General features: G+C 49.0%; 21 protein-coding genes. 14 read left to right on the forward strand and 7 right to left on the reverse strand.

What is annotated here, in order from left to right:
• Positions 1-3: 3 nt before the first annotated feature.
• Complete coding sequence (gene ftsY, locus K0H59_RS20035) at positions 4-1,728, reverse strand: signal recognition particle-docking protein FtsY (RefSeq protein WP_220054159.1); 1,725 nt, start codon at positions 1,726-1,728, stop codon at positions 4-6.
• A 213-nt stretch (positions 1,729-1,941) separates the two neighbouring features.
• Between ftsY and rsmD the strand changes: the two genes are divergently transcribed.
• Both rsmD and K0H59_RS20045 read left to right on the forward strand, forming a co-directional pair.
• Positions 1,942-2,589 carry a 16S rRNA (guanine(966)-N(2))-methyltransferase RsmD gene (gene rsmD, locus K0H59_RS20040; RefSeq protein ID WP_220054160.1) on the forward strand — a complete coding sequence of 216 codons (648 nt, stop codon included), beginning with the start codon at positions 1,942-1,944 and terminating at the stop codon, positions 2,587-2,589.
• Between the two features lies 1 nt (position 2,590).
• Positions 2,591-2,863 carry a DUF1145 domain-containing protein gene (locus K0H59_RS20045; RefSeq protein ID WP_047537927.1) on the forward strand — a complete coding sequence of 91 codons (273 nt, stop codon included), beginning with the start codon at positions 2,591-2,593 and terminating at the stop codon, positions 2,861-2,863.
• Here the strand turns inward: K0H59_RS20045 and K0H59_RS20050 are convergent.
• The gene (locus tag K0H59_RS20050) at positions 2,820-3,821 is read right to left on the reverse strand and encodes a GlxA family transcriptional regulator (protein WP_258405929.1); all 1,002 of its coding nucleotides are present in this window, start codon (positions 3,819-3,821) and stop codon (positions 2,820-2,822) included. The two genes, K0H59_RS20045 and K0H59_RS20050, sit on opposite strands and share 44 nt — an antisense overlap.
• 97 nt (positions 3,822-3,918) lie before the next feature.
• Here K0H59_RS20050 and K0H59_RS20055 point away from each other — a divergent pair, with 97 nt between their 5' ends.
• Complete coding sequence (locus K0H59_RS20055) at positions 3,919-4,455, forward strand: cysteine hydrolase family protein (RefSeq protein ID WP_220054162.1); 537 nt, start codon at positions 3,919-3,921, stop codon at positions 4,453-4,455.
• Between the two features lie 69 nt (positions 4,456-4,524).
• Here K0H59_RS20055 and cymA read toward each other — a convergent pair whose 3' ends face one another.
• Positions 4,525-5,088, reverse strand: coding sequence for a NapC/NirT family cytochrome c CymA (cymA, locus tag K0H59_RS20060; protein ID WP_011718695.1), 564 nt, complete (start codon positions 5,086-5,088; stop codon positions 4,525-4,527).
• Positions 5,089-5,520: 432 nt separating this feature from the next.
• Here cymA and K0H59_RS20065 point away from each other — a divergent pair, with 432 nt between their 5' ends.
• The 6 genes from K0H59_RS20065 to K0H59_RS20090 all read left to right on the forward strand — a co-directional run bounded on the left by K0H59_RS20065 (position 5,521) and on the right by K0H59_RS20090 (position 12,154).
• The gene (locus tag K0H59_RS20065) at positions 5,521-5,898 is read left to right on the forward strand and encodes a hypothetical protein (RefSeq protein ID WP_088212488.1); all 378 of its coding nucleotides are present in this window, start codon (positions 5,521-5,523) and stop codon (positions 5,896-5,898) included.
• A 95-nt stretch (positions 5,899-5,993) separates the two neighbouring features.
• Positions 5,994-6,452, forward strand: coding sequence for a DUF2057 family protein (locus K0H59_RS20070; protein ID WP_088212489.1), 459 nt, complete (start codon positions 5,994-5,996; stop codon positions 6,450-6,452).
• A gap of 107 nt (positions 6,453-6,559) precedes the next feature.
• Positions 6,560-7,000 carry a hypothetical protein gene (locus K0H59_RS20075; protein WP_254915806.1) on the forward strand — a complete coding sequence of 147 codons (441 nt, stop codon included), beginning with the start codon at positions 6,560-6,562 and terminating at the stop codon, positions 6,998-7,000.
• 222 nt (positions 7,001-7,222) lie between these two features.
• Positions 7,223-7,483, forward strand: a complete 261-nt coding sequence (locus tag K0H59_RS20080) for a heavy metal-binding domain-containing protein (RefSeq protein WP_088212491.1) — start codon at positions 7,223-7,225, stop codon at positions 7,481-7,483.
• A 21-nt stretch (positions 7,484-7,504) separates the two neighbouring features.
• Positions 7,505-9,007 carry an efflux RND transporter periplasmic adaptor subunit gene (locus tag K0H59_RS20085; RefSeq protein WP_220054163.1) on the forward strand — a complete coding sequence of 501 codons (1,503 nt, stop codon included), beginning with the start codon at positions 7,505-7,507 and terminating at the stop codon, positions 9,005-9,007.
• Between the two features lie 9 nt (positions 9,008-9,016).
• Positions 9,017-12,154 (forward strand): efflux RND transporter permease subunit, encoded by a 3,138-nt coding sequence (locus tag K0H59_RS20090; RefSeq protein ID WP_220054164.1) that lies wholly within the window; start codon positions 9,017-9,019, stop codon positions 12,152-12,154.
• A 67-nt stretch (positions 12,155-12,221) separates the two neighbouring features.
• On the opposite strand, the gene trpS is transcribed toward K0H59_RS20090, so the two are convergent.
• The gene (gene trpS, locus K0H59_RS20095; RefSeq protein ID WP_220054165.1) at positions 12,222-13,253 is read right to left on the reverse strand and encodes a tryptophan--tRNA ligase; all 1,032 of its coding nucleotides are present in this window, start codon (positions 13,251-13,253) and stop codon (positions 12,222-12,224) included.
• Positions 13,254-13,560: 307 nt separating this feature from the next.
• Here trpS and K0H59_RS20100 point away from each other — a divergent pair, with 307 nt between their 5' ends.
• Positions 13,561-14,718, forward strand: a complete 1,158-nt coding sequence (locus K0H59_RS20100; RefSeq protein ID WP_220054166.1) for a ribonuclease T2 — start codon at positions 13,561-13,563, stop codon at positions 14,716-14,718.
• A gap of 222 nt (positions 14,719-14,940) precedes the next feature.
• Positions 14,941-16,902 carry a methyl-accepting chemotaxis protein gene (locus tag K0H59_RS20105; protein WP_220054167.1) on the forward strand — a complete coding sequence of 654 codons (1,962 nt, stop codon included), beginning with the start codon at positions 14,941-14,943 and terminating at the stop codon, positions 16,900-16,902.
• 112 nt (positions 16,903-17,014) lie between these two features.
• On the opposite strand, the gene K0H59_RS20110 is transcribed toward K0H59_RS20105, so the two are convergent.
• The 3 genes from K0H59_RS20110 to plsB form a co-directional block, all read right to left on the reverse strand.
• Positions 17,015-17,791 (reverse strand): VOC family protein, encoded by a 777-nt coding sequence (locus K0H59_RS20110; protein ID WP_220054168.1) that lies wholly within the window; start codon positions 17,789-17,791, stop codon positions 17,015-17,017.
• 132 nt (positions 17,792-17,923) lie between these two features.
• Complete coding sequence (gene mtr, locus K0H59_RS20115; protein WP_220054169.1) at positions 17,924-19,180, reverse strand: tryptophan permease; 1,257 nt, start codon at positions 19,178-19,180, stop codon at positions 17,924-17,926.
• Complete coding sequence (plsB, locus tag K0H59_RS20120; protein ID WP_220054170.1) at positions 19,180-21,603, reverse strand: glycerol-3-phosphate 1-O-acyltransferase PlsB; 2,424 nt, start codon at positions 21,601-21,603, stop codon at positions 19,180-19,182. The genes mtr and plsB overlap by 1 nt, the downstream gene beginning before the upstream one ends.
• Positions 21,604-21,764: 161 nt before the next feature.
• Here plsB and lexA point away from each other — a divergent pair, with 161 nt between their 5' ends.
• From lexA to coxB, 3 genes are all read left to right on the forward strand, one after another.
• Positions 21,765-22,385 (forward strand): transcriptional repressor LexA, encoded by a 621-nt coding sequence (lexA, locus tag K0H59_RS20125; protein ID WP_011624510.1) that lies wholly within the window; start codon positions 21,765-21,767, stop codon positions 22,383-22,385.
• Positions 22,382-22,894: a cell division inhibitor SulA gene (locus tag K0H59_RS20130; protein WP_011718708.1), complete on the forward strand. Its 513-nt coding sequence runs from the start codon at positions 22,382-22,384 to the stop codon at positions 22,892-22,894. The genes lexA and K0H59_RS20130 overlap by 4 nt, the downstream gene beginning before the upstream one ends.
• 407 nt (positions 22,895-23,301) lie before the next feature.
• On the forward strand, positions 23,302-24,843 hold the full coding sequence (gene coxB, locus K0H59_RS20135) for a cytochrome c oxidase subunit II (protein WP_220054171.1): 1,542 nt from the start codon (positions 23,302-23,304) through the stop codon (positions 24,841-24,843).
• Positions 24,844-24,846: the final 3 nt, after the last annotated feature.

Here is a 24,846-nt window from a genome sequence, read left to right on the forward strand (position 1 = left end):
AAATTAGCTATCCGCTTTTTCTTGAGTGAACAAGGCATCAATAAATTCTTTAGAATTAAAGGTACGCAAATCATCAATTTGCTCACCTACGCCAATATAGCGCAGCGGGATTTTAAACTTGTCGGCAATCGCAAACACCACGCCGCCCTTGGCGGTACCGTCGAGCTTGCTGATGGTCATGCCGGTGACGCCCACAGCCTCTTGGAATAGCTGCGCTTGGCTAATGGCATTTTGGCCAGTGCTCGCATCTAAGGTCAGCATGACTTCATGCGGCGCCTCTGGGTCGAGTTTCTTCATCACCCGCACCACTTTCTTAAGCTCTTCCATTAGGTGCGACTTGTTTTGCAGACGACCCGCGGTGTCGGCAATCAAGATATCAATCTTACGGGCCTTGGCCGCTTGCAGCGCATCGAAGAGTACCGAGGCACTGTCTGCGCCCGTATGCTGAGCCACCACGGGAATATTATTGCGTTGACCCCAAACCTGTAATTGCTCGACGGCTGCTGCACGGAAGGTATCGCCAGCCGCTAACATCACAGACTTACCCTGACGCTGATATTGCTTCGCCAGTTTGCCGATTGTGGTGGTTTTACCCACGCCGTTAACGCCAACCATTAAAATCACATAGGGGCCGTTAGCATTTTCAGGCACTAAAGGGATAGCAACAGGATCGAGCGTCTTCTGCATTTCATCACGCAGCAGATCGTAGAGTGCTTCGGCATCCTTTAATTGCTTGCGAGACGCGTGTTCGGTCAGGCTCTGGATAAGGCGTGAAGTGGTTTCGACACCCACGTCGGCGATTAATAGCTGCTCTTCCAGCTCTTCAAACAGATCATCATCAATTTTTTTACCACGGAATAACCCGATGAAACCGCTACCAATATTTTCGCTGGTGCGCATCAGGCCACGCTTTAGACGCGCGAAAAAGCTTTCTTTAGCGGGCTTTGCCTGAGGTTCGGGTTGTTGCTCAAGGGGTTGTTCAGCTTGGATCTGTGCAGCGGCAATTCGCTCAGCTTCAGCTTGGGCTGCTGCGGCCTGCTGCGCGGCAACTCTTTCCGCTTCGGCTTTTTCAGCGGCTAACTGTTCTGCCTGAGCTTGCTCCGCCGCTAAACGTGCAGCTTCGGCCGCTTGTTGTTCGGCTAAACGTGCGGCTTGTTCCGCAGCAACTCTTTCCGCTTCGGCTTTTTCTGCAGCTAACTGTTCTGCCTGTGCTTGCTCCGCCGCTAAACGCGCGGCTTCGGTGGCCTGTTGTTCGACTAAACGTGCGGCTTGTTCTTCGGCGACACGCTGCGCTTCTGCTTCTGCTTCTGCTTGGGCTTGGGCTTGGGCTTTTGCGGCTTGCTCTGCAGCAATTCTTTCCGCTTCGGCTTTTTCAGCAGCTAACTGCTCAGCTTGCGCTTGCTCCGCCGCTAAACGCGCGGCTTCTGCTGCCTGTTGTTCGGCTAAACGAGCAGCTTGCTCTTCAGCAACACGCTGCGCTTCAGCTTGAGCTTTTGCGGCTTGTTCCGCAGCAATTCTTTCCGCTTCGGCTTTTTCGGCCGCTAATTTGTCGGCTAGCGCCTGCTCGGCTGCCGCTTTTTCAGCCGCGAGACGGGCTTCTTCAGCTTGCTGCTTTGCTAATGCTTCGGCTTGCTCGGTTTGCGATGGAGTAGAGACTGGGGTTTGCTCGACAACCTCATCTTGTGATTTATCTTTACGAAACCAGGAGAAAAAACCTTTCTTTGCCATGTGTAATTCCAGCGCTCTACTTCAGTGTTGAATTTAAAATAAGACCCTGCCGTTATACCAGATTACCGCGGCAATTACGCCCAAAAAGTCGGCAATTAGTTCTGCTCTATCAGCCTTCTCACCTTTTACGAGGAGTTTGATATAAAATAGTGGCCTTTATAAAGGTGGCATAGTCTACCACTTTCTTTCTTCAGGCAAAATCACGGGGGCACTTTGGCTAATAATCGTGCAAACAACAAGCAAGTGACCAAGAGTCAAACGGCCAATAAGAAAGCCGGTAGCGGCCAAGTGCGGATCATTGCCGGGCAATGGCGTTCGCGCAAACTCCCCATCCACGATTTAGACGGCCTGCGGCCGACCACTGATAGAGTCCGCGAAACCCTATTTAACTGGCTCGCCAATGATATTGCCCATGCAAGGGTGCTCGACTGCTTCGGTGGCAGTGGTGCTTTGGCGCTTGAGTCTCTCTCGCGCTACGCCAGTTACGCCAAGATTATCGAGTTGCAACGTCCTGCCGCCATGCAACTTAAAGCGAATCTCAATACCCTCAAGTGCGACAATGCAGAGGTACTCAACGCCGACACCTTAGTCGTGCTACAAAATGGCTGCGAGCAAGGGTTTGATGTGGTGTTTATCGATCCACCTTTCCGTAAAGGCTTGGCAGAAAAAACCATTCAACTATTGGATAGCAAAGGTTGGCTTAATGATGGCGCGCTAATTTATGTGGAGATTGAGTCGGAATTAACCCAAATGGCAGTCCCTGCGACTTGGCAACCGCTCAAAGACAAGACCGCAGGGCAAGTTAGCTATCGCTTATATCAATACCAAGCCGAAGACTCTTCGGCTAACACCGAGGAATAGCATGTCGCTACTGATCAATATGGGCAAAGCCATCACTTTAATCGCGTGGTTGATGATGGCTTATAACCTTGTTATGCCTTTTGCAGGCAATATCGGCATTATTCTCAATATCTTGCTTGGCATTACTTGCTTGATGCATTGCTTCCAAGTTGCCATCTTCCATATGCTGTTTAAAAACCTACTGACGCTACGCAAGCAAGATTATCTGCAAGTGTTTATCTTCGGCGTATTTAGTTTATTGAGCTATCGTCGACAGGTGTTGGCGCAGGCGTAAGCGCACTAAACCGCTGCCGAAACGCACTCGGTGTTAAGCCGGTAATACGGGTAAACGCTTTGCGACAGGCGCTCACATCCTCATAGCCCACTTGGTGCGCTATGGTCTTGAAATTCAGTGGACTATTTTCGAGTAAGTCACAAGCCTTTTGGATCCTGAGTTTTTGCAGGTATTCATTAGGCTTATGCCCTGTCGCTTTTACAAAACGTCGCAAAAAAGTTCGCTCGCCCATGCAGCACTGCTGCGCCAAAGCCGCAACACTCGTCGGCTGACCATAGTCAGTCTGTAGGCGATTTTGCAGACCTAAGATAACAGTATCCCCATGATCTCGCTTAGGTAAAAACTGTTGGTAATAACGTTGTTCACGTCCGCCGGTGTCGATAACGAGGTACTTTCCCAGTTGGCGCATGACTTTCACATGGCAAAACTGCGCCACTAACTCTAGCCCCAAGTCGAGCCAAGACATCATGCCAGCAGCTGTGATGATATCGCCCTCGTTGACCATGATTTTCTCGATATCGAGTTTTACCTGCGGATATTGAGTCTCAAATGTTTCCACTAATCCCCAATGGGTTGTCGCCTTGCGGCCATCGAGTAAACCCGCAGCGGCCAGCACAAATGCTCCCGCACAGGCGGAGCAGAGGATAGCGCCTTGGGCATGTTGCTGCTGTAACCATAATCGCAATGAAGGCGCCGCATTGAAGTAAAACTCAGTTTCTATGCTCGGCGGGATAATCACTAATTGATAGCACTCTTCGAGACTCATCTCCTCTAGGGATAACCGAGTCACTGCAAAACTGCTTGAGCCTAGGGATTTATGTTCGTCAGCTAACATCAGCTTGTTAGCCACCAGCAACATCTCTTCTAAGCCAAATACGGCCGAAGTTAAACAACCGGGTATGACTAATATCGCCACTTTTAATGGAGATGGTTCGGCAAAATTTGTCAATTTAAGCACCATAGATGTCATTTCTGCCACTCTTAATAGGCATGAATCTACCGCAAACTCTCCTTCGAAGACATCTTTTGCAAGAGAAAACGAATAGGAGAGAAATATGTCGAGCTTAAACAAGATCCCAGCGAACAGCGCCTTAGTGATTATTGATGTGCAGAATGACTACTTTGCCCATGGGGCTTACCCACAATGGCAAGTCGATGAGGCATTAGCGCGCACCTTACACTCAGTGCAGCGAGCCCAGCAACAGGCGATACCTATTATTCTCGTGCAGCATATCGCCGATACGACTCAGGGTGAGGCGCCCTTTTTTAACCCAAACACCCAAGGAGTTGAAATCCATCCAGTGCTTTTAGCAGAGCTGCCCAATGCCCCTATTGTGGTAAAACAATTTGCCGACAGTTTCGATGGCACAGAGCTGGCCAATCTACTCCAAGATATGCAGATCAAGCATTTACTGTTATGCGGCATCATGACGCAAAACTGCGTGACCCATACGGCGCTATCGCCCGCGGCACAGGCCTATTCAGTACAAGTTATTGCCGATGCCTGCACAGCCCCTACGCAAATGGTGCATCACATTGCGCTAAGCGCCTTGTCCCGCAGAGTGGCATTAATCAATAGCCAAGACTTATAAGGTTAGAAAGCAAAAAGCCCTCTTACGAGGGCTTTTTATTTGAATATCAAGCTATTGAAGCGCTAAACCTTATCCTTTTGGATAGGGGTGAGCGACACCTTTGTGACAATCCACACAGGTCTTTCTCGCTTCAGGATCTTTCTTGAAGTTGTTGCTGTGCATTCTTACAGCCATTGGCTTCATAGTATCAGGTTGATTTTCATAAATACGAGTATGGCAGTGTTGGCAGTTCGCAGAGTCATTACCACGGAAGTAAGCTAAAGCTTTGTCTGCTTGCTCTTTGCGGTTTTCGTCTAACCAAGCTTGAGTGTTAAACCCATCGATCGTTAAGAAACCATATAAGTCTTTAGATACGATGATCTTCTTGATCAAGTAATCCACAGGACCGTGTGGTAAGTGGCAGTCTTGACATTGTACAGTCACACCAGCACGACCACCGCCGTGGGCAGAAGCTAACACTTCATCTTTCAATGAGTGGTTGCTATGGCAGCTCATACAGAATGCGTCTTCGCTTGTCGCATGTAAGGTTTGTTGGGTTGCAAAATAGCCGACAACACCGATAACAATACCGACGACGATCAGCGCCAGGATGGAATATTTTGCGCTTGGTTTAAATAGTGCACGCCAGTTCATCACTCTATCTCCAAAAAATATTGTCAAAATTAGTTTTTATAAGACTATTTTATATTTTTTCATTTATTAGAAATTTGATTCTAAGCCTAAAAATGCCGATTAATTTAAACTTAAAAGTGCAAAATGAGACTTAGGTCTAACTCTTAATACGACAACTCGCTCAAACCAGCTTAGCAGAGCCATGTGGTACTTCAACTCTCACTAATACATTAATCATTATGCTAAGCGATCAATGATTAAGTACTACCTTAAGAAGCTAAGACAATGAAATCATTTTTAGAATACAAAAATGTGATCCACGCGACATTTACCCCGTTTATAGCTTTCTTTTAAGGTGTTTTTTCCGATAAAAAAGAAAAAAATGAATTTTGGATGAAACTTTTTCGGACTTTTATTGGTCTTTAGGAACAGGTACACATTAATCGAGTTTTTATGGCTAAGTTTTGGATCACCATAGCATTGTTATTTTCACTTATCGCCCAATCGGCGATGGTGAATGCTATGCCAACGTCAGCGATGAATGACTTGTATGATGCTCACAATGTGCAAATGACTAGCATGCAAATGGCCGATGGCAAAATGAATTGTGCTATGCCTGATTGTCCTCCAGACGAATGCATGCTGCATTGCCAAGACTCCCTCACCAACCATTGTAAAACCCATTGTCTCGCACAACTTTATCTTACCGCCTCACAGCCTCAACTTGCCTTGATGAATCATGCAAGTAAGCGTATTGCGGTCCAAGGTTGGGCGATTCAAACGGCCGACCTCGGGTTAACCACGCCTCCTCCCAACTCCGCTTTGCTGTAACCGATCTTTTTTAACGATTAAATCGATTCAATATTCTGCGACTGTGCCACCACGATTGCGCACCCTCGCGATACAGCAAATTTTTGGAGTTTATTATGAAAACCACTTTATTAAATAAAGCATTCGTTGGCGCTACTTTAATCATGAGCACTCTGGCGATTAGCGTGACTGCAACTGCGGCAACCTTAAAAGGCACTGATACCCTCAATGTGGTCAGTATTAATGGCCAAGCCACTAAAGCCTTTAAACCTGTGCAATTGCCAGAAGGTAAAGTGCTGGTCGAAGTTAAATATCAAGATCTGTTTAGCTATCGCGCCGATGATAGCGGCACTTGGGTCAAATCAGAGCCTTTATTCTTTACCTTAAATGTCGCGCCTGAGTCTAATTACCAAATCAACACCCCAACTAAATTAGTCAGCGAAGCCGATGCTAAACGTTTTATTAAAAACCCTAGTATTCAGTTAAGCGTGGATGGCGCCGCTCCGCAGCAACTACCACTGCAAAACCACAGCCAATTAATGGCGGATATGCTGGAAAGCCACCCTTCTAAATAATAAACCTTAGGAGTTTACAAGCAGGGGCATTAACTGAAATGTGAGTTAACGCATTGCAGGATAATGCCTCTATGCTAAAATCGGGTCGTTCATTATTTGGAATACATATGCATCACACACTGGGTCGTTCACTATTAGTCATTTTCACTTTACTCGCACTCGTCGGGCAAAGTGTTGCGTCTAATGGTCACGCGATGGTGATGCGCTCTATGGAGATGAGCGCTATGGTTCATAACCCTTCCAGCCAAGGGATGGACCATGCAGCCATGATGCAGATGAACACAGAAAACCGCTCTGACTCAAGTACAATGGCCAATACAGATTGCTGTAACGATCAAATGCTTCCCGGCGCGAAGCAGCACTGCTGTGATGGCACCACATCCTGTCTCAACGACTGTGGACATTGTTTAATGATTTCAGTTGCTGGCACTCTTTTCAGCCCACACCTCTGGCCGAGTGTGAGTCTGAGCGATACCCCAGTGGCCACTCCTATGCCTCATTTCCACTCTATCTCTTTGTCCTCGGCCTTCAAACCGCCGATAGCCTAGCCTCATTGCGCCCTTTTTTCAGGGCAAACCAAGCTAACAAAACAATTTATTTCGCCGTTTATTGTGGTGCGCCAACATCTAAGCACCCAGAGTAAAGCAAAAGCGTTGTACTGAGCACACAGGCCACTGTGTCGACCCTTTCTCGCGCCTCAAAGCGCCAGAATCTCGCAGTCACGTTTTATGCACTCATATTCGGCTGTAAAACCCGATGGAGTGAACAATATGAAAACCTTAACTAATCTTGCCTTAGTTGCATTTTTAATGACCAGCACCAGTGTGTTTGCCACGGCAACACCCCATGAGCACCACCATGACAATGCAGCGCCACAGGAACAAGCTCAGACCTATATTTGCCCTATGCACCCCGAAGTGACAGGCAACAAAGGCGATACTTGCCCTAAATGTGGCATGAACTTAGAGCCAAAAGCGACGGAAGAAAAAATGGCTGACGGTGCAATGCACAAAGATCACGCGCACCACTAAGCTAGGCTGGAGATGAGGCATATGAACCAATTTCACAAAGTAAAAAAGCCGGGCCCTAAGGCAGTATTGATACTCAGTAGTTTACTGATGGGTACGCCTTGGTTAACCCAGGCCCAGCTCGCGAATCCAGCCACTCAAGCAGAGGCAGGCCACGAGCATGCGCACGATACTCACAGTGCAAATCAAGTCAAAACCTACACTTGCCCTATGCACCCCGAGGTCGAAAGCCACGAACCCGGTCGTTGCCCTAAGTGCAATATGTTCCTCGTTGAAAAAGAAGAAGAGGAAGAAACCAGCACTGCCGCCCAACATGCAGAGCATCAAGCGGCAAGCCAAAATGCGGCGCAAGTCTTTGATACACCAACACCCAAAGCGAATAGCTTAGTTAAAAGCCAAAGCTCGGGTGCGACCATTAAATATGTCTGCCCTATGCACGCCCACATTATTAGTGATGTGCCAGGCACTTGCCCTATCTGCGGCATGAATTTAGAAAAGGTTGAAACTGGCGGCAATACTCAGGAAATCAACATTAATGTCTCTGGCAGCATGCAACAGGCGCTTGCGCTGAAAGTCGCAGAGGCAAAACGCGATACCCTGTGGAAATTTGTCGAAACCGTCGGCCAAATTGACTACGACGAGAGCCAAATCAACCATGTGCACGCCCGTGTAACTGGCTGGATTGAGAAGCTGATGATCAAATCTGTGGGCGACTCAGTTAAAAAAGGCCAGTTACTATACGAGATCTATTCACCCGATCTGATTAACGCCCAGGATGATTATCTGTTAGCACTCGATACCGCCAAATCTGCGGGTAACAGTGGCCGTTATCAGGATCTAGTCCGCAAAGCTGGGCTGCGTTTATCGTTGCTTGGCATGAATGAAAAACAAATCCAACAACTTGCTGACTCACGCAAAACCCAATACCGGGTGCCTTTCTATGCCCTGCAAGATGGTATTGTTAAAGAGTTAGCTGTGCGCGATGGCATGTATATCCAGCCATCAACAGAAGTGATGTCTATCGTCGACCTCTCTAAAGTCTGGGTCATCGCCGACGTGTTTGAAAATGAGCAAAGCTGGATTGCCCTAGGGCAAAAAGCCGAAGTCTCGGTACCCGCGATGAATATCAGCGGTATCGAAGGCACGATTGACTATATCTACCCAGAGCTTGACCCCGTCACCCGCAGCTTAAGAGTACGCGTGGTACTGAATAATACCGACATATCCCTAAGACCTAAGACACTCGCCAAGGTCTCGCTCTTCGGCGGCCCGAATAAAGATGTGTTAGTGATCCCGCAGGAAGCCCTGATCCAAACGGGTAAAGAAAACCGCGTGATAGTAAAACAGGCTGATGACAGCTTCACCGCTAAGGCCGTGACGGTCGGCATGATGAGCCAAGGTAAGGCCGAAATAGTCTCAGGCCTGAGCGAAGGTGAACGCGTGGTGACATCGGGACAATTCCTACTCGACTCCGAGGCTAGCCTCAAGGGCAGCTTAATGCGTTTAAGCAGCGGCCATCAGCACTAGGAGCGGATTATGTTGAAATATATTATCGAGTCCTCGATCAGACAAAGGCTCATGGTGTTGATTATCGCCATGATGATCACTGTCTGGGGGATACAGGAGCTGCGTAAAACGCCGCTCGATGCTTTGCCGGATTTATCCGACGTGCAGGTGATTATTAAGACTCCTTATCCGGGTCAAGCGCCAAAATTGGTTGAAGAACAAGTGACTTACCCACTCTCAACCGCCATGTTAGCCGTGCCCGGTGCGAAAACCGTGCGGGGTTATTCGATGTTTGGTGATTCCTATGTCTATGTGATCTTCGAAGATGGCACCGACATCTATTGGGCACGCTCACGAGTGTTGGAGTATTTAAGTCAGATCAGCAGTCGCTTACCCCAAGGGGTGCAACCCTCGCTCGGCCCCGATGCCTCAGGTGTGGGTTGGGTGTTTGAGTACGCACTGGTCGATCGCTCCGGCAACTTAGACCTGTCGCAACTGAAAAGCTTACAGGATTGGTATCTCAAACTTGAGCTACAAAGTGTTGCTGGTGTCTCCGAAGTTGCGACCGTCGGCGGCATGGAGCAAACCTATCAAATCGTGCTTGAGCCGGACAAAATGGCGATTTACAAGCTCGATATCGCCGCCGTTAAGCAAGCGATAGATAAAGCCAATAGCGAGGCCGGTGGTTCTGTGGTCGAAATGGCCGAAGCAGAGTACATGGTGCGCGCTAAGGGTTATCGCCAAACCTTAGAGGATTTTCGCGAAATTCCTTTAGGGATCACTAGCCCATCAGGCACAGGTTTGTTGCTCAAGGATGTTGCCACCGTCCGTAAAGGCCCGGCTTCTCGCCGTGGTATTGCCGAGCTAGATGGCGAAGGCGAAGTCGTGGGCGGCATTGTGGTCATGCGTTACGGTGAAAACGCCCTAGCAACTATCGATGCGGTTAAAGTCAAACTTGAAGAGTTAAAAACCGGTCTGCCTGACGGCGTGGAAATCATTCCAACCTATGACCGCTCGCAACTGATCCAAAAGTCCGTGGATAACCTGTTCAGCAAAGTGGTCGAAGAAATGCTGGTCGTGGGCTTAGTGTGTCTGCTGTTTTTGCTGCATGCGCGCTCAACCTTAGTGGCCGTTATCACCTTGCCGCTGTCGATTCTTATCGCCTTTATCGTGATGAATAAAATGGGCGTGAATGCCAACATCATGAGCCTTGGCGGGATCGCCATCGCTATCGGTGCTGTGGTTGACGGCGCCATCGTGATGATCGAAAACCTGCACAAACATTTGGAGCATTTTAAAGCCAAGCACGACCGTGAGCCTTCGGTAAAAGAGCATTGGCGCATTGTGACTGAAGCCTCGATTGAAGTCGGCCCCGCGCTGTTTTTCTCACTGATTATCATCACCTTAAGCTTTGTACCGGTCTTCGCGCTAGAGGCGCAGGAAGGACGCTTATTCGCACCGCTCGCCTACACCAAAACCTTTGCCATGGCGGCGGCCGCATTTTTATCTATCACCTTAGTGCCGATTCTCATGGGTTACTTTATCCGTGGGAAAATCCCAAGCGAGCGCAGTAACCCTATCAGCCGCGTGTTGATTGCCCTGTATCAACCGGCATTAAAGCTGGTGCTTAAGTTCCCTAAAATCACCATTCTGCTTGCCTTAGTGGCATTGGCGAGCGCTTGGTATCCTATGACGCGTATGGGCAGTGAGTTTATGCCCGCCCTAGAAGAGGGGGATTTACTCTATATGCCAACGGCACTGCCAGGGATCAGCGCCAGTAAAGCCGCCGAAGTGCTGCAACAGACCGACCGTTTGATTAAAACCGTCCCTGAGGTAGCCCGCGTATTTGGTAAGGTCGGCCGCGCCGAAACCGCGACCGATCCTGCGCCACTGACTATGCTCGAAACCACGATTATGCTTAAACCCCACGAAGAGTGGCGTGAGGGCATGACCTTAGACGGCATCATCAATCAGCTGCAACAAACGGTAAAAGTGCCCGGCCTAACCAACGCTTGGGTGCAACCGATTAAAACTCGTATCGATATGCTGTCGACGGGGATTAAAACCCCCGTAGGGATTAAGATCACTGGCGCCGATGTCAATGAGCTACAAACCCTAGGTGCTAAGATTGAGGCCATCTTGAGTAAAGTGCCACACACTAAATCGGCCTACGCCGAACGCAGTGGTGGCGGTCGCTATATCGATATCAGCCCTAAACTCGATGTGGCCGCCCGCTACGGCATGACGCTACAGGATATCCAAGATGTAGTACGTTACGCGATTGGCGGTATGGACATTGGTGAGTCGGTTCAAGGCGCGGAGCGTTACCCCATTAACCTGCGCTACCCACGTGAACTGCGTGACAATATCGAGAAACTGCGCGAACTGCCGGTGATCACTAAATCAGGGCATTATTTGCCGCTGCGTAACTTGGCCGATATCGAAATTAACGATGGCGCGCCAATGCTTAAGAGTGAGAACGGCCGGTTAATTTCGTGGGTATTTATCGATATCGAAGGCACTTCGATTGGTGAATATATCGCCGCAGCAAAAACTGCTTTAGATGAAGAACTCGTTGTGCCGCCCCGTTACAGCTATAGTTTTGCGGGTCAGTACGAGTATATGCAGCGGGTCGATGCCAAGCTTAAGCAAGTGATCCCTATGGCACTCGGGGTGATCTTTATCCTGCTGATGATGACCTTTGGCTCGACCATGCAGGCCAGCATTATTATGCTCAGCCTCCCCTTCGCCCTCGTGGGTAGCACTTGGTTATTGTATCTGCTCGACTACAACATCTCGGTCGCCGTCGCAGTGGGGATGATCGCCCTTGCTGGGGTCGCAGCCGAATTCGGGGTGGTGATGTTGGTGTACCTCAATAACGCCATTAAACATCGGCAGGAGAAAAACACTTACCACACAGTCGAGGACTTAAAAGAAGCCTTGATTGAAGGTGCGGTCATGCGTATTCGCCCTAAAGCAATGACAGTCGCAACCATCTTCTTCGGCCTATTACCCATTATGTGGGGCGCAGGTTCGGGTAACGATGTGATGCAAAAAATCGCCGCACCTATGGTCGGCGGTATGGTCACAGCACCGATATTGTCGCTGTTTGTGCTGCCAGCACTGTATCTGTTGATCTACGCGCGCCAAATCAATAAAGCAGAGTAATCCTTTGCTTTAATTCAGCGTAACCCCTAGCGTGATTAACGCTAGGGGTTATGTTTTTTAGGTCATTTCAAAATAGATTTAAACCAAAGGCAGTTTTGACTCGTCTTAAAACCCCATCCGACTCTTCGCGAGCCTTAGCGGTTCCCTCCTTAAGAATCGACACTAACTGAGCCTTATCGGCTAAGAGCAAAGCGCGACGCTTACGAATGGGGGCAAGTAAGCTTTGTAAGCATTCCTCTAAAATCGCTTTCGTTTTTCCATCCCCTAATCCACCTGCACGATAATGGGACTTTAGTTCAGCAACATATTGAAGATCAGGATGAAAAGCGTCGAGATAGGTAAATACAACGTTGCCTTCGACTCGACCGGGATCGTTTATATTTATATGCGTGGGATCGGTATACATAGCCTTCACAGCCTTCGAAATATCTTGTTCACTCGATCCAAGCATAATGGTATTGCCGATCGTTTTTGACATCTTACTTTTTCCATCCACACTCGGTAGACGTGTCATATGACTTAACAGCGGTCGACATTCAACCAGCACCTCATCCTGCGCAATCTGGTTCAGTTTTCTGACAATTTCATTAGTCTGTTCCAACATTGGCAACTGATCATCCCCGACAGGAATCAATGTGGCTTTGAACGCTGTGATATCCGCCGCTTGGCTAATTGGATAAGTCAAAAATCCTGCGGGAATCGAACGCCCAAAGGCCTTGCTATTGATTTCATTTTTAACAGTGGGATTACGTTCTAATCTGGCAATCGAAACCAAGTTTGCATAGTACATAGTCAACTCAGCTAACGCGGGGATAGAAGATTGCAAGCAAATAGTTGTTTTCGCAGGATCTATGCCCACTGCGAGATAGTCGGCAACCACATTTAAGATATTTGCAGCCACTTTTTGTGGCTGATGACCGTTATCCGTCAATCCTTGCATATCGGCGACGAGAATAGTCTGCTCAAATCTATGCTGTAACTCAATTCGTTGCTTCAGCGAACCAACATAATGACCTAAATGCAAAGGCCCTGTGGCTCTATCGCCAGTCAGCACTTTATCTGGTTGGGCAGGAATGGATAGTGATGAATGTTGTTGCATGGTATATCTCCAAAAAATTAGCCGACCGGAGACACACTGATAGATATTCACTCGTTGCCATCCGGCAGCTAGTGAATGTAAAAAGCCTAGCGCCGCTCTATATGACTGAGCGCCACCAAGTGGTTACGAAAGTAAATGTAAGAAAAGCAATAGAATATTTTTTCATCATGGCACCTTAACCAGAACTCGAAGATTTTGCAAACATCGAGTAGCTATCCCATTAGCACATTCTACAATTTCACTGCACAATAGCAGCTTGCAACGCCATGTGTTTGTGCCACCGCTATAGCAGAAAGGACGCCAGCGAATGACAGCTTTATTTTCTCTTCCCCTCCACAACCGCGCAGGTATTTGTCGCCATAGTTTTGGCTTGCTGGGGCTGTTGTTGATTGCTTTAACGCCCATAGCCCTTCAGGCGGCGCCCGCCTCGGGAGAGTTTGTCGCTAACAAGCGCTGCGAACTGTTTCAGTCTAAAAATAAACAAACCAATCCCGATGATTGGCAGAGCAATATTGGCGAGCGTTATCCCGTTGCCGAAATTTTAGGTAACAGTGCCAACCCCGATTGGCTCAGGGTGCGCACCAATGCTACCAGTTCGCCACTGCGTTGGATAAAAGGTGATTGCGGACAATACAATGCCGCAGCTACAGCGCCCGCCGAATCCATAGCGACCGCTCAGCCCACAGCGAATGTCGAGCCCGCGCAAACAAACCTCACTAGTGAGAGCACGGCGGTTAAGAGTGAAAACCCGCAAGAACGTGGCACGCCAGAGAAGCGCCAAGGCAATGTGTGCCAAATCGAGGATAACTACGACTCCAATGTGCTAGCCCTAAGTTGGCAGAGCACCTTTTGCGAACTCTATGGCAGTCGTAAACCCGAGTGCCGCGCCTTAAGCCAAACGAGTGATGCGCCTCAGTGGCAACACTTTAGTCTGCATGGCCTGTGGCCGAATCGCCAGCAATGTGGCACCCGTTACGGCTTTTGCAGCAGCGTGAAACAACAACCGAGTGATTTTTGTGATTATCCCGAGGTGCCGCTGAATGCCTCTGTCCAAAAAAATCTCGAGGAAGTGATGCCAAGTGCCCGCTACGGCAGCTGTTTAGAGCGCCATGAATGGTGGAAACATGGCACCTGTCGCAACCAAGACCCTAATGACTACTTCTTACTGGCGACTCAGCTGACGCAGGAAGTGAATGCCTCGGCATGGGTACAACAATTTATCCATGAAAGAATTGGTAAAAAAGTGACTCAACAAGAGCTAAATCAAAGCTTTGATGCCAGCTTTGGCCAAGGTGCACACACTAAGGTCACCCTAGACTGTGCCAAAGGACTCTTGAGTGAAATCCGCATCAGCCTGCCTCAGGTCATCAACAGCTCCGACTCTTTACCGAGTCTGCTCGCGAAGGCGCCGAAGGCGAAAAAGACTAATTGCCCAGCCACACTGTTAATCGACAATCCAAACTAACCGCATACGGCCAGTGGCGAGGTATATCGCCACTGGCCTGCTCTTACAAACCAAGGAGCTAAATGTAGTTATCCCTCGCAAATGAGCCCCAATATTAACGAAACTTCATTTAAGCTTTCTCTTACCTCGAAATAAGTCTCCTATACTCAAACAAGCCGTGCCTAGTACAGGAGCTAGCGCTTTAACCCAAGCCATGGAAGACAAGTTCACTCTGAGGTAACTATGTTTTCTATCAATCAGTTAACGCTCACTAAAAAGCTTGCTATCGTTCCTGTCTTTCTCGTTGCCATGCTGATCACTTTAGGGGTATTAAGCTACTTCGCCCTGACCGACATTGATAATCGGATGCGCACCGTGACTGAAGATCTTGCTCCAGAAAGCGATCTCACCAGTAGCCTGCTTCAGGAAATTTATCGCTTGCGCCTGACGGTCAAAACCTATGTCAAAACTGGTTCCAGCGAAACGGCAGCCGAATTTAGCGCCCAAGACAGTAAAACCCGCGACATATTAGCTAAAGCTAAGGCTCATATAGATAATCAGGAGCGCAGCCAAATGCTCCAACGGATCATTGAGCATGAAAAAGACTATGTGGATATCTTTAATCAGCAAGTCGTCCCCAATCAACAACAAAGAGCCAAGCTAGTCACTGGCATACTTGATGTAAAAGGGCCTGAAATAGAGAAAATAATATCCCAGATCATGCAGTACTCCTTTACCGATGGCGATGTGCAAGGCGCCTTCTACGCCGGTAAAAATCTGCGTGAACTGCTCTTGGCTCGCCTCTATGTCAGCAAGTTTCTCCTCGATAACCAAGCCGATCAGGCGCAGCGTTTTCGGGATGAAATCGTCAATACTCACACCACTATGGATGAGCTTGCCGCGGCGCTCGATAATCTGACCTATCAGTCTCAGGTAAAACAAGCAGCAGGGCTGTTAACTGAATATGAGCAAGCGGCAAACAGCGTCGTCACGGCAATCAATAACCGCAATCAAGCCATAGTGCAGCTGGATAATATTGGCATCGAAATGGCGCAGATGACCTCTGATTTGCAAGATAATACGATGAAGTCGCTGTCTGAAGCGGGCGATAAAGCTGCTAAGGAGGTCAGCCAAAAAATCACCTTTATCAACATCATCCTGCTGATCGCAATTTTGTTTTCCGCCTTAATCACAGTGATAGTGACCCAAAACCTGCTGCGTACCATACGCGAAGTGGTGGCACTGCTGAATGAAATCGCCGATGGCGAGGCCGATCTCACCCAGCGACTGCCCGAGAATGGCCATGACGAACTGACTCAACTAGCCAAAAACTTTAACCGCTTTGTATTGCGGATCCAGCAATTAGTGGCCGAAGTCAAAGACACGACAGTTCAAATGGTTAGCGCATCAACCCAGCTCAACAGTGTGACTCACAGCGCGACCCAAGACATGAGTTCGCAGCAGAATGAAACCCAACTGGTCGCCTCGGCCATTACCGAAATGGCCGCCAGTGCCGTCGAAGTCGCTGCCAGTGCCGATACCGCCAATAAGCTCTCGGAGGATGCCAAAGCACAAGCCCTCCTCGGCCGCGAGACAGTCACCCGCGCCACTCATTCGATGAAGGAACTGGCGAGCAAAGTCGAAGCCTCAGCCACCACCATAGAGCAGTTACGTAACGACAGCGATAAGATTGGTGCCGTGCTGGATGTGATCCGCGCCATTGCCGAGCAAACCAATCTGTTGGCGCTCAACGCGGCGATTGAAGCGGCTCGGGCGGGCGAGCAAGGACGTGGCTTTGCGGTAGTAGCCGATGAAGTACGCTCACTTGCCAGCCGCACGCAAGAATCGACCAAGCAAATCCAACAAATCATCCAAACACTGCAGGATAGATCCAGCTCAGCAGCGACCATGATGGGACAAAGCCGAGAAGCCACCAACAGCACGGTTGAGCAAGTGACCCAAGTGGAATCGGCCCTCTCGACTATTACCGAAATGGTCATGTCGATCACCCACTCGGTCTCGCAAATGGCCCACGCTGCCGAGCAGCAGTCGACCGTGGTGGAAGAAATTAATATGTCGATCAACAGCGTCAATGACAGTGCTAACCGTACTCTGACGGGGGTGAAACAGGCGGCAAGCTCTGCCAATGGCTTACTGGGGATAGGTCAACAGCTGGATGGTTTAGTGAGTGAGTTTAAGGTGTAACCAATAGCGGTTAAAGAAATAAGCGTATCGACATAAGACCATATAAAACCTAGGTATGACTCAATAAACCTAGGTTTTATGATCGCTTATGCTGAAGTGTCATCTCGCCAGCTTAAGATAGCTCATTTAATTTGATGACCGCGAAGGTTGCCCCTTGCGCGTCGGCAATCACCGCAAAACGTCCCACATCTGGGATATCACTGGGCGGCACGCATAACTGTGCGCCTAGCCCCTGCGCCTTAGCGGCCAAGGCATCACAATCCGCAACTACAAAATAAGGCATCCAATGGGCGGGGATCTCGCCCCATTCCGGCATCATTTTCATCATGCCCCCTATAGACTGACCGTTAATTTGCCACTCGGTGTAATCGATGCCGGGTACATGACTGGGGAGCGTGGTCCAAGGAAACACTTGAGTGTAAAAACGTGCTTCGGCGCTAGGTTCGCGGCAGGCCAGCTCCACCCAACACAGGGTATTTTCTTCCCCTTGGCGACGTGAGCCAGGGTGGTTTTTCGCCTGCCACAGGGCAAAGCGCGCGCCTTCGGGATCACTCACCTGCGCCATCACGCCCGCATCACCCACCACATGCGGTCCCATATGTAAGTGCCCACCCGCAGCAAGGATGGCGGCAACCGTGGCTTCGATATCCTTAACCGCAAAATAAATCCGCCAATGGCTAGGGATCTGTGGTTCCGACTCAGGGATTTGATACATGGCACCTAAGTCATCACCGTCGAGGTTGAACAGCGAGAAATGGCCATTAGGAATCGCCATTTCCACCGCATTCCACCCAAACAGCGCGTGGTAAAACGCCTGTGCACCCTGCCAGTCATGGCTCGCCAGTTCGACCCAACAGGCCTGTCCCTGCGCGTACTGAGTAATCCTCATTGCAGACTCCAATCAAACAGATAATGTGTTCGAGTTAAGCTGGAGTTTGAGCAACTGTCCAGTTTTGGCGATAAAAAGATGAATATAAAGAAAAAGCCCTCAGTTTGAGGGCTTGATTCGTAGGCGAAATACTTAGGAGAACTGCGGCAATAAATTCGCCATCGCGAGTAGATGACAAGCCCCAGTCACCACGCCGTATAACACCACAAGGATAATTAAGGGCGTGCCACCAAAGACTCTAAAACCTTGATGATTAGGGAACTGCTGTCTCGATTTATAAGCCATCAGTGCAGGCACTATTACGGCCCACACGGTTGCCGCTAAGGCAGCAAAACCTATGGCAATCAAAAAGCCATCGGGGAATAACAAACCTAAAATGGTCGGCGGCACAAAGGTGACTACCGCCGTTTTCATCCGCCCCGAACGCGTATCGTCGAACCCGAATAAATCGGCCAAATAATCGAATAAACCTAAGGTCACACCGAGGAAAGAAGACGCCACAGCTAAGTTAGCAAACAGGGTTAACATGCTGTTTAACCAGCTGCTTTCCATCACTTTCGACAAGGCACCGACTAACACACCCATATTGCCACCCTGGGCAATAATCTCACTAAACTGGCTGCGTGGAATGTTGCCCATAGTGGCGACTAACCAGCAGGCATAAATGATCAGCGCGATGAAAGTGCCAACGAAAATCGCTTTGATGATGGTCGATGAATCTTTGCCATAATACTTCACCAGACTCGGCACGTTGCCATGGTAGCCAAAACTTGCCAGACCAAAGGGCAAAGCCGCCCACAGATAAGGCATAAAGCTTTGACTTCCATCCGGCTCGAGCAACTTAGTCACATCAATCTCGATCAGTAAATTACCAATCGCGAGGAAGAAAGTGATGATCATCCCGCCGAGCATTATGGTCGTAATACGGTCCACCGCCTTGGTGCTGATCAACACGATACAGGCGAGCACAACCGCAAATACTAATCCGGCAACACTCTGGGGTAGCTCAATCCCCATACCCTGTAGGCTATGGTTAACAATCGAGCCGCCGCCACTGATGTAGGCGTAGGTTAAGATGTAAAGCACGAAGGCAATCGATACCCCATTCACGATCCGCCAAAACTGGCCTAGGGTTTCCTTGGTCAGGGTATCGAAACTCGCTCCCGGCTCGAAATGCAGGTTGGTTTCGAGCAGTAACAGTCCCGACATCAACATGCAGAACCAAATACCGAGTAACATCAGTACCGAGTAGCCAAACCACATGCCAGCACCCACAACGGGCAAAGAAAACATCCCCGCCCCAACTGTGGTGCCAGCAATAATCATGGCACCACCGAGCAAAGACTTGCCCACCGGCTTATTCTTCGCCGCATTCATATGGTTAGCCATTAAACGATATGCTCCGCGGTCACACTCGCCACTATGGTTTGTCTCACTGAGGCTCGAAGTAAGCTATTGGCTTGATCGCGAATGCGCTCAACGTCGGATTTATCTTCCTTCTCGGAGAAATAACCCAACTCTTTAAGCTTAACACTCAAGGTGTTATAGAGTTTCTTGTCGTAGAATTCTGGTGCAGTAATTCCATGCAGCGCCCCTAAACGTTGGGCAAGCAGATGGCTTTCAGACTCCAGCTCCGAACGCTCCATCTTAGGTCTGTGGGCCAGCAGATTGAAGATAATCGCATAGCGTTGCAAAGTCTCGCTAACGCTTCCGGCCAGCAACAACATTTGGCTAGTGTGCTCGGTCACCACCGACAGCGTATCGCTTTCCTGCACTAAGCCCTGTTCAATAAACAGATCCAGCACTTGATTCACATAACTTGGGAGGTCCTTGATACCCATGAATAACTCCGCCTTCAGTAGCGGATAAAAGTCACTCACAATCCCTAGGATATGGGCTCTTGAAATCTGCTTATTGTTGGTTAAGCAGCTGGCAATCAACGACGGAATGATAAACAAGTGGATGATATTGTTACGATAGTAAGTCATTGAAATCGCTTGATTCGCATCAATAGAGACTATCTCACCCAGAGGATCGGCGTGGATGGAGAACTTATTCAGCTCTAATCCTTGCTGCACTAAGTGCTTGCCATCACCTTCGGCCACCGACGTAAACGAAGTGTAAGGCACACGCTTAAGCAGAGTTAGATACAAATCTAACTGACGCTCGAGCAAGCAACGCTCTAGGGCATTTTGTTCCGACGCCAGCAGCACTAAGCTGGTCAAGGTGATAGAACTGGCGGCGGCGGCATCGTTAATGCGGGTCATCACACGATTCGCTAACACGTTGACCGCTGGGGTTAACCAAGTCGGTTTTTGTTCGGGATCGTCGGCCACTTCAGTGCGCCAGTTAGGCGCTGTTTCATTCAAGAAGTTTTGCAGTGTAATCGGCTCACCAAAGTTGACATAACCTTGGCCAAAATTACCTAATTTACGAATAGCACCAAAGACTTGCCATACAGATTCTTTCTGTTTTTTCTTACCACTCAACTCTTTGTGATAAGTCGCCACTTCCATCACGTGATCATAACCTAAATACACAGGCACTAAGGTGACAGGGCGTTCGATGCCACGCAGCACACTGTTGATCGTCATGGCGATCATGCCCGTTTTAGGCGCCAACAAACGACCGGTACGAGAACGACCACCCTCAGAGAAATACTCCACCGAATATCCCTTAGCAAACAGCTGATCGAGGTATTCACGGAACACGGCCGTATAGAGTTTATTGCCGTTAAAACTACGGCGAATAAAGAAAGCACCGCCACGGCGGAACAGCGGCCCAGCTGGCCAGAAGTTTAGGTTAATCCCCGCCGCAATATGCGGTGGCACCATGCCTTGGTAATACAAAATGTAGGATAACAGCAGGTAATCCATATGGCTGCGATGGCAAGGTACATACACAATCTCGTGACCATCATGGTGAAGCTGGCGGATTTGCTCAGCACCTTTGATATTGATACCGCTGTAGAGCTTGTTCCATAACCAAGTTAAGAAACGCTCGGCAATACGCACTAAGCTATCGGAATAATTCGCTGCAATTTCATCAAGATATTCAATTGCTGTTTCACGAGCTTGGGTTTCGGAAATCTTCTTACTCGCCGCTTCTTCTTGAATCGCCTTGCGTAAGGATTCGGATTTCAACAGGGAGTGGAACATCGCCTGACGATTAGGCAGCACAGGTCCTGTCATCACCTTGCGCTGGCGGCGGAAATGCACTCTCGCCACCCGCGCTAACTTATGGGCAATCCCCATATCGGTGCCGTGTTCGTCGGCCATGTAACGCAGCGATACGGCATTAGAAAACTGAACAAAGTTGTGGCGGCCTAAAAATAGGATCATCAGGCACTTACGTAACCAAGTTGGGTTTTCACGCTCAAGTACAGCCGCCTTCATGGTGTCGTCTTCTTTACCCGGAGTACGGCCCCAATACAGGCTCACAGGCACCAGCTGAATATCTAACTCAGGCTTTTCTTTATGTACGGCCAACAAACGCATAAAACATTCGAGGAATGGCTCATTACTAGCACGTTCGCCAAACAAAGGCTTACGCCCTTCGAGGCAAACTACGCGGGGCGCAACAACGCCATTTACCACGAGCGGCTCGTAAGGGCTTGGCAAACCCAGCTTAGTGGTGATTTCGCTTAACGCAGCAATATCACTCAGGGATTCTGTTTTCATTACATAAGCAAGCGGTCTGGAGGCGTCCAGATTCAGATCGGCAAAGGGATCCTGCGGCACAACAATAGTGTGCACTAAGTGTTTTTGGATCCAGCGTAATGATTTCAACCAAAGAGAGTCTTGTTTAGGCATTATTCTTATGCAATGTAAGTACGTTCATTAGCCCCATAGAATACCAGATTCTAGGGAACATTCGCTAATACTCTCCAATCGCGTTAAAAAGTGGTTAATACTTGCACTACGAATAATACTGTATATACTAACAGTAACTGTATAGAAAAACAGGAAAGAACATGAGACCGTTGACGCCACGCCAAGCCGAAATTTTAGAGCTGATTAAACGTAATATTGCCGAGACTGGCATGCCACCCACCCGGGCCGAAATCGCCACCCGTTTGGGTTTTAAAAGTGCAAATGCCGCCGAGGAACACCTTAAGGCATTGGCGAAAAAAGGCTGCATCGAGATCATGCCTGGTACTTCCCGCGGGATCCGCCTCCCAGTTGAGGAAGAAGATAACAGCGAATCAGGCTTACCACTGATTGGCCAAGTGGCTGCTGGCGAACCTATCCTCGCCCAAGAGCATGTCGAACAGTATTACCAAGTCGACCCTAGCATGTTCCACCCTGCCGCCGATTTCTTACTGCGTGTCAGAGGCGACAGTATGAAGAACATCGGTATCCTCGAGGGGGATCTGCTCGCCGTTCATAAAGTACAGCAAGCGCGCAATGGCCAAGTAGTTGTTGCTCGCGTTGACGATGATGTAACAGTTAAACGCTTTGAAAAGAAAGGGAATCTAGTTTATCTACATGCGGAGAATGAAGATTACTCCCCAATTAAAGTCGATTTAAGTTTCCAAAGTCTAACAATAGAAGGGCTCGCCGTAGGGGTGATCCGCAATGGAGATTGGCTATGAACAAACTACTAGGTAATGCCCCGCGTCACCCCGGTTTATGGCTCGATGCGGTACGCGAAACCGATACTGACTGGCAGCATACGCCTATCATCACTATGCCTACAGAGAGCCAAGGGCGCCAAGAGCTGATGCAGCTTAGCAAGCAGTTAGCACAACTGAGCCAACAAGGCCGCTGGGTTGTGCTCATCAACCCTCCTAGTATTGGCTACAAACAGTTACTGGCCAGCGCTGGCGTGCGTATGGATCGCGTTCTCTTAGTCCATGCGAAAGATGAAGTCGAAACCCTGTGGGCAATGGAAAAAGCCTTAACCAGTGGCACTTCAAGCGCAGTAATTACTTGGATCCACTCACTCGATGCCCGCGACAATCGTCGTTTGCAAATTGTGGCCAAGAGTGCCCGCGCCATGGGAATCGTGCTCGAAGGTGTTGTAAATCACTCGACTACGGACGCGACACTCAAGCAACCCGCTCACTTTGCCCAAGGTAGTTTTTTTAGCTCTGTTCATTAAAATTTTTGCACTGCGTATTTAGCCTTGAAAGCCGCCTCACCTGTGAATGTGGGGCTTTTTTTTGGCAATTTTTCAGACAATTAGAAAAAGAAGTGATCTTGATCAATTTTTAAACAGCAAGTATGTTTGATTCAGACGAGCATAATATATCGCCCGTTTAGGCAAAAAATATCGACGATTTATCGAATATCTCTTGCCCACAAAAATCGAGAATAATGGGTTTTATTCAGCAGTATGTGCCAGTGTGGCTAATACCAGCAGTAACAATACTTAATCAAAAGTAAGCCGCCAACGCACGTTGAAGTCAGAGAAGCTTTTTTGGGAACTGAAGAGTTTGCATAGAGTTGAGACTTACTGTGTTGCTCTTCTTTGTAGTTGCTATTCGCAATTGGCAGAGGAGAAGTCTTGTGAAGCAATGGTTGTATTGTTTACTCGTGGTGCTATTCGCCCCACCGTTGGCCGCAGCGGACATGCGGTTCAACATGACCCCTGGCGTAACAGAAATCAGTGGCAAGGTATATCACCTTCACATGACGATTCTGTATATCTGCTGCGCAATAGGCCTAGTGGTTTTTGGCGTGATGATTTATGCCATGATCAACCACAGAAAATCCAAGGGCGCGGTCGCGTCTCACTTCCATGAGAGTACAAAAGTCGAAATCGCGTGGACGATTATTCCTTTTGTCATTCTGATCTTAATGGCAATTCCCGCCACGAAAACTCTGATTGCCATGGAAGATCCCAGCAATGCCGATCTCACGGTAAAAGTTACGGGCTCTCAATGGAAATGGCATTATAGTTACTTCGATCAAGACATTGATTTTTACAGCATTCTCGCAACCCCAAGACCTCAAATCGAAGGTAGTGAAGCCAAGGGTGAGCACTACTTACTCGAGGTCGACAAACCCCTAGTATTACCCATCAATCGCAAAATCCGTTTCTTGATGACCTCAGAGGATGTCATCCACTCATGGTGGATGCCCGCCTTTGCCGTTAAAAAAGACGCTAACCCAGGTTTTATCAACGAGGCGTGGACCCGTATCGACAAACCCGGTATTTACCGTGGCCAATGTGCCGAGCTTTGCGGTAAAGACCATGGTTTTATGCCGATAGTGGTGCAGGCATTACCCGAAGCAGAGTTCGATGCTTGGGTTGAAGAGCAAAAGCAAGCCGCCAATGCCGCAGCCCAAGCCGCACAAGCCGCGTTATCGCAAACACTGACGAAAGAAGAGTTGATGGCTCAGGGTGAGCAAGTTTACCTCGGTCACTGCGCGGCCTGTCACCAACCTAATGGTGAAGGTTTACAAGGAGTATTCCCACACCTCAAAGGCAGCACCATTGCGACAGGACCACTGAGTGGCCATCTTGAAATCGTGCTCAATGGTAAAGCGGGTACGGCCATGCAAGCCTTTGGCAAACAATTAACGACCCAAGAAATTGCCGCCGTGATTACCTATGAGCGTAATGCGTGGGGCAATAACACGGGTGATGCGGTGCAAGCCAAAGACGTTGATGCCCATAAATCCGGTGGCACGAGTAGCGAACCAGTAGCAACGACTCCACCTCCCGCAACCACCGATGCCCCCAAAGCGGCGACAGAACCTACCGCCAGCGTCGATCCCGCGAGTCTCCCCACGCTTAGCCATGATGAACTAATGGCCGAAGGGGAAAAAACCTATGCCACGATTTGCGCCGCCTGCCACCAGCTAACGGGTGCAGGTATGCCTCCCGCCTTCCCCGCCCTTGCTGGTAGCGCTATCGCAACGGGTCCTGTCGCCAATCACATCGACATAGTGATACACGGTAAACCGGGCACGGCGATGCAGGCATTTGGCACACAACTCACGCCACAACAGCTTGCCGCCATAATTACCTATGAGCGCAATGCGTGGGGCAATAATACTGGCGATACAGTGCAACCCGCTGATATTGCTCGCCATGGACAGTAGGGG

This window comes from Shewanella sp. FJAT-51649 (assembly GCF_019457435.1).
Classification (GTDB): Bacteria; Pseudomonadota; Gammaproteobacteria; order Enterobacterales; family Shewanellaceae; genus Shewanella; species Shewanella mangrovisoli.

Bases quoted from the DNA above. Each gene is read 5' to 3' on its own strand.
- mtr (WP_220054169.1), bottom strand. From the start codon at position 19,180: ATGGCTAACCATATGAATGCGGCGAAGAATAAGCCGGTGGGCAAGTCT.
- K0H59_RS20065 (WP_088212488.1), top strand. From the start codon at position 5,521: ATGGCTAAGTTTTGGATCACCATAGCATTGTTATTTTCACTTATCGCC.
- K0H59_RS20090 (WP_220054164.1), top strand. From the start codon at position 9,017: ATGTTGAAATATATTATCGAGTCCTCGATCAGACAAAGGCTCATGGTG.
- lexA (WP_011624510.1), top strand. From the start codon at position 21,765: ATGAGACCGTTGACGCCACGCCAAGCCGAAATTTTAGAGCTGATTAAA.
- trpS (WP_220054165.1), bottom strand. From the start codon at position 13,253: ATGCAACAACATTCATCACTATCCATTCCTGCCCAACCAGATAAAGTG.
- plsB (WP_220054170.1), bottom strand. From the start codon at position 21,603: ATGCCTAAACAAGACTCTCTTTGGTTGAAATCATTACGCTGGATCCAA.
- cymA (WP_011718695.1), bottom strand. From the start codon at position 5,088: ATGAACTGGCGTGCACTATTTAAACCAAGCGCAAAATATTCCATCCTG.
- K0H59_RS20080 (WP_088212491.1), top strand. From the start codon at position 7,223: ATGAAAACCTTAACTAATCTTGCCTTAGTTGCATTTTTAATGACCAGC.
- K0H59_RS20105 (WP_220054167.1), top strand. From the start codon at position 14,941: ATGTTTTCTATCAATCAGTTAACGCTCACTAAAAAGCTTGCTATCGTT.
- K0H59_RS20045 (WP_047537927.1), top strand. From the start codon at position 2,591: ATGTCGCTACTGATCAATATGGGCAAAGCCATCACTTTAATCGCGTGG.
- ftsY (WP_220054159.1), bottom strand. From the start codon at position 1,728: ATGGCAAAGAAAGGTTTTTTCTCCTGGTTTCGTAAAGATAAATCACAA.
- K0H59_RS20130 (WP_011718708.1), top strand. From the start codon at position 22,382: ATGAACAAACTACTAGGTAATGCCCCGCGTCACCCCGGTTTATGGCTC.
- K0H59_RS20055 (WP_220054162.1), top strand. From the start codon at position 3,919: ATGTCGAGCTTAAACAAGATCCCAGCGAACAGCGCCTTAGTGATTATT.
- K0H59_RS20100 (WP_220054166.1), top strand. From the start codon at position 13,561: ATGACAGCTTTATTTTCTCTTCCCCTCCACAACCGCGCAGGTATTTGT.
- K0H59_RS20075 (WP_254915806.1), top strand. From the start codon at position 6,560: ATGCATCACACACTGGGTCGTTCACTATTAGTCATTTTCACTTTACTC.
- K0H59_RS20070 (WP_088212489.1), top strand. From the start codon at position 5,994: ATGAAAACCACTTTATTAAATAAAGCATTCGTTGGCGCTACTTTAATC.
- K0H59_RS20085 (WP_220054163.1), top strand. From the start codon at position 7,505: ATGAACCAATTTCACAAAGTAAAAAAGCCGGGCCCTAAGGCAGTATTG.
- K0H59_RS20110 (WP_220054168.1), bottom strand. From the start codon at position 17,791: ATGAGGATTACTCAGTACGCGCAGGGACAGGCCTGTTGGGTCGAACTG.